Origin of the sequence: Streptococcus mitis (genome assembly GCF_001579035.1) — a bacterium.
Lineage (GTDB): Bacteria > Bacillota > Bacilli > Lactobacillales > Streptococcaceae > Streptococcus > Streptococcus mitis_J.
In genome coordinates this window covers 202,651-209,717 of the sequence record NZ_KQ970286.1, presented here as the reverse complement: position 1 = coordinate 209,717, position 7,067 = coordinate 202,651, and the positions used below count along the sequence as shown (strand labels likewise).

The following is a 7,067-nucleotide window of genomic DNA, read 5'->3' as shown; positions in this document are numbered from 1 at the left end:
TATTTTTTGATTTCTTCAAAAGGAGCAAATTCTCCTCTTAATTCCTTGCCAGAAGCATGAATAGTTTGTAATATTGGAGCAATTTTGTCAAATTTAGTCTTGATTGACGTTGAATCAAGCGTAATCGCAGATTCGATATACTCATTTACTTTGATACCAGCTTCAATATCAAAAAGATAATTTTTTACATCTAAGTCTAAATCCTTTAGTAGTTCAAGATTATACTTTTCATCTTGACGATTGATCAGCTTTTCTGTCCCTTTACCAAAGAATTTAACAATGTATTGCTTATTTGTTGTTTTGACCAAATAATTTTGATTGGTCATTCCCCCCAGTTGTTCAACACTGAGGACTTCCTCTTCTTGACTAAGTAAGAAAGAAATTTTTTCTTTAATGATTTTCTCCACAATTAACCTCCAGTTCTTATACTTCCCACTTAAACACAGTTTTAAAGGCTGTGTTTAAATCGGTCGCAAAGACACGGTGAATATCTTTAATTTCTCTTACAGGTTCTTCTAGATAAAGGATATTTTTAAGACGATTGGCAAATTTCTTGACTTCCATCATTTGGATGGCATTTTCAAAATCGATGCGACCAGAACGAGAGGAACCAACCAAGAGCAAGCCTTTTTCTAAGGCATCGCGTGTATTGAGATTGACTTTATACTCGCTAACGCCCATCATGAGAATCGTTCCCTGAGGACGAATATAGCGAATCAGGTCATTTATAGCCGGTCCAGTACCATTACCACCACAACATTCAAAAGCATGGTCAAAGGCCAAATCTTCAGGAATATTATCCGTAATATAGCATTCTTTGGCAAAAGAGAAAAGTTCCAATTTTTCCCAATGACGACCAATAACCACAATCTCTGCTTCTGGCAAAGTATAGTTGATAATATTGGCAACCACAAAAGCTAAACTTCCATCTCCGATAACGGCGATTCGGTCCCGCTTGCTATGAGCAAGAGCCAATAAGCGATTCATAGCATGCATGCCGACACTGACAAACTCTGTAATGGCTGCAACCGTATCTTCGATAGCATCATAAGCCACCACACGATCTTTAGGAAGAGAAACAAATTCTCTCATAAAGCCATCAAAGCCACTAGACAAGAAATGGGTTCCTGTCATGTAGTTTTCATAGAATTCTTCATCGCTCTGCATAGGAGGCTGATTAGGAATCATGACAACTTTTTGCCCAACCTCGTAGGTTCCTGTCGGGTCAGAAATAACGGTTCCACATGACTCGTGAATCATTGCCATTGGAAGTTTTTTATTCAAAATCTTGGGATCACGTTTTCCTTGATAATAACGCTGATCCGCATGACAGACCGCCATGTAGTTGGGACGGATAAGGATATGATTTTCTTGGTCAATAGCCTCTTCCTGATATTTGACATTGATAAACTTAGGCTTAGTTAGTTGATAAATTTGATTAATCATATCACTAGTCTTTCTCAATCATACTTTTTGCAATCTTCAAATCTGTCACGGTTGTAATCTTCAGATTTGAGTATTCACCCTTGGCCAAGGCCACATCTTTTCCTTTGATCACAAAGATTTTACATGCATCTGTCAAGATTTCTTTCTCTTCAGCAGAAAGAGAGCCATAAAGGTCCATGAAGTCCTTGCAACGGAATGTTTGAGGTGTTTGTCCTTGATAAAGGTGAGCACGATTTGGAATATCTGTAATAAATTGACCATTGGTACTTTCAACGATAGTATCAACCGCCTCTACCACTGTGTCCACTGCGTCATAATTTTGGGCAAGTTGGATATTGTCCTGAATCATGCGAAGTGTAATAAATGGACGAACAGAATCGTGGGTAACAATGATATCCTCTGGAGTAAGCGGACGATAAGCATCAATGGCTTCAATGATTTTCTCAATACTTGTATTGCGGTCAGCACCACCTTTTGTAATGATGATACGATCCTTATGAAGGGGTAGATATTTATCTACAAGATCCTCTGCATGGGAAACCCAGTCTCCATGAACCCCAACCACAATTTTTTCAATACTTGGTTCCAAGACAAATTTTTCAATTGTATGAATCAAAATAGGTCGATCACCTAGCTCTAAAAATTGTTTTGGCAAGTTACTGATTCCCATGCGTGTGCCAGTTCCACCAGCAAGAATTCCTGCATAAATCATCTATTTTCTCCTTTGTCTTACTAAAAAAACTTATTCTCTCTATTATACCACAATCTAGCCCTATCATGAAAGAAATACTAGACCTCCCTTTCTAGAATAGGAGGGTTAAGCAGTTCTATTATTCAAAGAAACTAGTCCATTTCTAGTAATAACCAGGAATTCTGTAGTCATTACCAATAAATGGCTGTGAAATTTTAGAGTTCTCCAGAATAATATACTTTCCTTAAAAAAATCTTAAAATTAAGATTTGAAACTTCAAAGTAATTGCTTGACTTATACTCAATGAAAATCAAAAAGCAAACTAGGAAGCTAGCCGTAAGCTGTACTTGAGTACGGTAAGGCGACGCTGACGTGGTTTGAAGAGATTTTCGAAGAGTATTACTGCCCTTCATTTCTTATTAGCTGACTTTATGATATAACTAGAAGTAGGCTGGGGAAAAGGCTTTACAATCAAAGAACTCATACTAACAAGTAGTGAAAAAACTTTATATAGTTAATTGAATTTAATATTTTTTGAGGGAAGAACTGATAGTTGAATAGTCCACATTAGTATTGTATAGCGAAATGAAATAAGAACTGGATAAATCTATCAGGAAAGTCAAATTAATTTCTAGCAATTTTTTAGAAGTAGGGGCATACTATTCCAGAATCAATACACTATACCTGTTCGCTCACAATAGGAGAGAGCTTTTTTACGAAAATCTATTGAATATGTCATAAGAAGATTATACCACATCATGTACTGTTTTTGGTTCATTTTACTATAACATTTTTTTAGAAAGCAAAGCGTTTTATTCCAACTTCAATCCACTATAAAAGCCAGCGTTTTCTGACGCTGGTTTTTAAACTGTGAAAAACTTTTCTAAACTAGATTGCTTCTGTGACAAAACTACGGCTTTCCAATACTTTGAGCATGGCATTAGCTGTATCTAGCGCTGTGAAGAGTGGCACCCCGTGTTCAATGGCTGAACGGCGAATTTGCTCACCATCTTCGTCAGCAGTTCGTTTTGTTCCAACTGTATTAATGATAGCTTGAATTCTTCCTTTGCGAACAAAACTTGGAATATCCTTATCGTCATCACCAATCTTACCAACAGGCTGAGCATGTAATCCATGACTGGCAAAGAAGGCTGCTGTCCCTTCTGTCGCGAGGATTCCATAACCAATATTTTGGAAACGACGAGCCAAGTCCAAGGCTTCTTCTTTGGCATCATCAGCGATGGTAAATACAACGTTACCAAAAGTTGGCAAGTGTAAGTAAGAAGCTTCAAAAGCTTTATAGAGAGCTTTTTCCAAAGTCGTATCAGAACCCATAACTTCCCCTGTTGACTTCATTTCAGGACCAAGTAAGCTGTCTACCTTAGCTAGTTTGGTAAAGGAGAAGACAGGTGCCTTGATATGAACGCGGGTGCTTTCAGGGTAAAGTCCATCTTGGTAGCCAAGTTCTTCAAGGTTTTGACCAAGAATGAGCTTAGTCGCCACCTGAGCCATAGGGATATTGGTTACCTTAGAAAGGAATGGCACCGTACGGCTGGCACGTGGATTGACCTCAATAACATAGACTTTTTCATCCTTGATAACAAACTGGATGTTCATCATTCCAAGGCAGTTAAGACCAATTGCTAGGCGTTTTGTGTAGTCTGCGATTGTTTCTTGCACCTTTTGCGACAAGGTTTGTGGTGGGTAAACGGCCATTGAATCACCTGAGTGGACACCGGCACGTTCGATATGCTCCATGATACCAGGAATGAGTACATTTTTACCATCTGAAATGGCATCAACTTCGCACTCTTGCCCAACGATATAAGAGTCGACAAGAACTGGGTGGTCTGGACTAGCCTTAACAGCAGTTCGCATGTAAGAACGAAGGTCTGCTTCGTTTTCAACGATTTCCATGGCGCGTCCACCCAAGACATAAGATGGGCGAACTAAGACTGGGAAGCCAATCTTGCGAGCTGCAAGCACTGCTTCTTCTTCATTGGTAGCCGTTTGTCCTGGTGGCTGTGGAATATTCAGGTCTTTAAGGGCTTGCTCGAAGAGGTCGCGGTCTTCGGCACGGTCTAGGTCAGCAACCTGTGTACCAAGGATGGTCACACCTGCTTTTGCCAAAGGCTCCGCAAGATTAATAGCTGTTTGACCACCAAACTGAACGATAACGCCTTTTGGTTGTTCCAAGTCAATGACGTTCATAACATCTTCGAATGTCAAGGGTTCAAAGTAAAGCTTATCTGATACAGAGAAGTCTGTTGAAACGGTCTCTGGGTTTGAGTTCATGATGATGGCTTCATAGCCAGCCGCCTGAATAGCCTTAACTGAATGAACAGTTGCGTAGTCAAACTCGACCCCTTGACCGATACGGATTGGACCTGAACCTAGGACAAGTACAGATTCTTTATCAGACTTGATAGATTCATTTTCCCATCCATAGGTTGAATAGAAGTATGGTGTTTCAGAATCAAATTCTGCCGCACAAGTATCTACCATCTTGTAGACTGGGACAATCTTGTTTTCCAAGCGAAGTTGGCGAACTTGGTCAGCTGTAGTATTCCAGAGTTCAGCAATCTTACGGTCTGAAAATCCATTGAGTTTGGCAGTTTTCAAAACTTCTAAATCTTGTGGATGGGCACCTAATTCTTGCTCAATTTCAAAGATATGCAAGAGTTTATCAAGATAGAATATATCAATCTTAGTTAATTCAGCAATTTCTTCTGGTGTGTAGCCACGGCGAATGGCTTCTGATACGTAGAAGAGGCGGTCATCTTGGGCTTTGACTACTTTTTCAATCAAGGAATCATCAGAAACTGCTGCAAGTTCAGGCATTTCATTGTGGTGCACACCAATTTCAAGGGAACGACAAGCTTTAAGGAGAGATTCTTCGATGTTTCGACCGATTGCCATAACTTCTCCAGTGGCCTTCATCTGTGTCCCAAGACGGCGCTCACCTTTTTCAAACTTGTCAAATGGGAAACGTGGAATCTTGGCAACCACGTAGTCGAGGGCTGGCTCAAACATGGCATAGGTTGAACCCGTGACTGGGTTGATAACCTCATCCAAGGTCAAACCGACGGCAATCTTAGCAGCCAATTTGGCAATTGGGTAACCTGTCGCCTTAGAAGCAAGGGCAGAAGAACGCGATACACGAGGGTTTACTTCGATGACATAATACTTAAAACTATGTGGATCAAGGGCCAGCTGAACATTACATCCACCTTCAATCTTAAGGGCACGAATAATGCTTAAGCTTGCGTCACGAAGCATTTGGTTTTCATAGTCTGACATGGTTTGGGCAGGGGCAAATACAATGGAATCCCCTGTGTGAATCCCAACTGGGTCAAAGTTTTCCATGTTACAAACAACCAAAGCATTGTCAGCTGAATCACGCATCACTTCGTACTCAATTTCCTTAAAACCTGCGATTGAACGCTCAATCAAACATTGGGTAACAGGTGATAATTTCAACCCATTTTCAGCGATTTCACGCAATTCTTCCTCGTTGGCACACATACCACCACCAGTACCACCAAGTGTAAAGGCTGGACGGACGATGACTGGGTAGCCAATTGTTGCTGCAAAGGCAACAGCTTCTTCAACAGTGTTTACAATTTCAGATTCTGGAATGGGTTGGTTGAGTTCTTCCATCAATTGTTTAAAGAGGTCACGGTCCTCCGCTTGGTCGATGGCAGATAGTTTAGTACCCAGAAGTTCAACACCAAGCTCATCTAAGATGCCATTTTTAGACAATTCCATAGCCATATTAAGACCAGTTTGCCCACCAAGGGTTGGTAGCAAGGCATCTGGACGCTCCTTACGAAGAATACGAGTCACAAACTCAAGTGTAATTGGTTCAATATAAACCTTATCAGCAATTTCCTTATCCGTCATGATGGTTGCAGGATTTGAGTTAACCAAGACAACCTCATAGCCTTCCTCTTTCAAAGACAAGCAAGCCTGGGTCCCAGCGTAGTCAAACTCAGCAGCTTGACCAATAATAATCGGACCAGAACCAATCACCATAATTTTTTGAATATCAGTACGTTTAGGCATAGTTTATGATACAAAGCCCGTAAAGAACAAAGTGAAAATAGGAAACTCGGTGCAGACGCCTTCAGCGTCAAGACGATGTTTATCTTTTTCACATAGTTCTTAGGGCGTGTTCACTTCCGCGAACAATGTATCTTCTCCTTTCTATTCGGCAACTCTCGGGTTGCCATTAAATAAATTCTCCGACGAGCTTTTACTCGTTCTTAGTTTGATTGTTTAAAAGCTTCCATCATCTCGATAAATTCGTCAAATAGGTAGCTAGCGTCATGAGGACCAGGAGCTGCATCTGGATGGTATTGAACAGAGAAAGCAGGTTGGTATCTGTGACGCACACCTTCAACTGACTTATCATTGATTTCTTCGTGGGTGATAATCAAATGCTCTGGCAAATCCTCACGGCTAACTGCATAACCATGGTTTTGACTTGTAAAATCCACACGTCCTGTAGCAATTTCACGTACTGCATGGTTAAATCCACGGTGACCAAATTTCATCTTGTAAGTCTTAGCCCCGTTTGCCATAGCAAAAAGTTGGTGTCCCATACAGATACCAAAGATTGGGATTTTTCCTTGCACACCACGAATCATATCCAGTGCCTGTGGAACATCTTCTGGATTTCCCGGTCCATTTGACAACATAACTCCGTCAGGATTGAGATGGAGAATTTCTTCAGCCGTTGTTGAATACGGAACAACCGTAACGTTACAGTTACGCTTAGAAAGTTCACGTAGAATTGAGTGCTTGAGACCAAAGTCCACTAGCACCACGCTCAAACCAACTCCTGGAGCTGGATAGGATGTTTTAGTAGAAACCTGCTTGATATTGTCTGTCGGCAATACTGTTGCTTGGAGCTGGTCCGTCACATGGT

At 40.8% G+C, this 7,067-nt stretch carries 4 protein-coding genes and 1 pseudogene; all 5 read right to left on the bottom strand.

The annotated features are described in order from the left end of the window. A pseudogene (licA, locus tag SMIDD26_RS03330) lies at positions 1-407 on the bottom strand (choline kinase LicA); the annotation flags it as partial. A gap of 16 nt (positions 408-423) precedes the next feature. Next, positions 424-1,446, bottom strand: a complete 1,023-nt coding sequence (locus SMIDD26_RS03325; protein WP_061438909.1) for a ribitol-5-phosphate dehydrogenase — start codon at positions 1,444-1,446, stop codon at positions 424-426. 4 nt (positions 1,447-1,450) lie between these two features. Further along, entirely contained in the window at positions 1,451-2,158 is a 708-nt protein-coding gene (locus SMIDD26_RS03320; RefSeq protein ID WP_061438907.1) for an IspD/TarI family cytidylyltransferase, read from the bottom strand. 867 nt (positions 2,159-3,025) lie between these two features. Next, positions 3,026-6,202 (bottom strand): carbamoyl-phosphate synthase large subunit, encoded by a 3,177-nt coding sequence (gene carB, locus SMIDD26_RS03315; RefSeq protein ID WP_061438905.1) that lies wholly within the window; start codon positions 6,200-6,202, stop codon positions 3,026-3,028. Between the two features lie 200 nt (positions 6,203-6,402). After that, positions 6,403-7,067 (bottom strand): carbamoyl phosphate synthase small subunit (locus SMIDD26_RS12640; RefSeq protein ID WP_246746874.1); only part of this gene is annotated, 665 nt, incomplete at its 5' end.

Excerpts from the sequence above, each read along its gene's own strand:
- SMIDD26_RS03320 (WP_061438907.1), bottom strand. The coding sequence starts at position 2,158 with ATGATTTATGCAGGAATTCTTGCTGGTGGAACTGGCACACGCATGGGA.
- SMIDD26_RS03325 (WP_061438909.1), bottom strand. The coding sequence starts at position 1,446 with ATGATTAATCAAATTTATCAACTAACTAAGCCTAAGTTTATCAATGTC.
- carB (WP_061438905.1), bottom strand. The coding sequence starts at position 6,202 with ATGCCTAAACGTACTGATATTCAAAAAATTATGGTGATTGGTTCTGGT.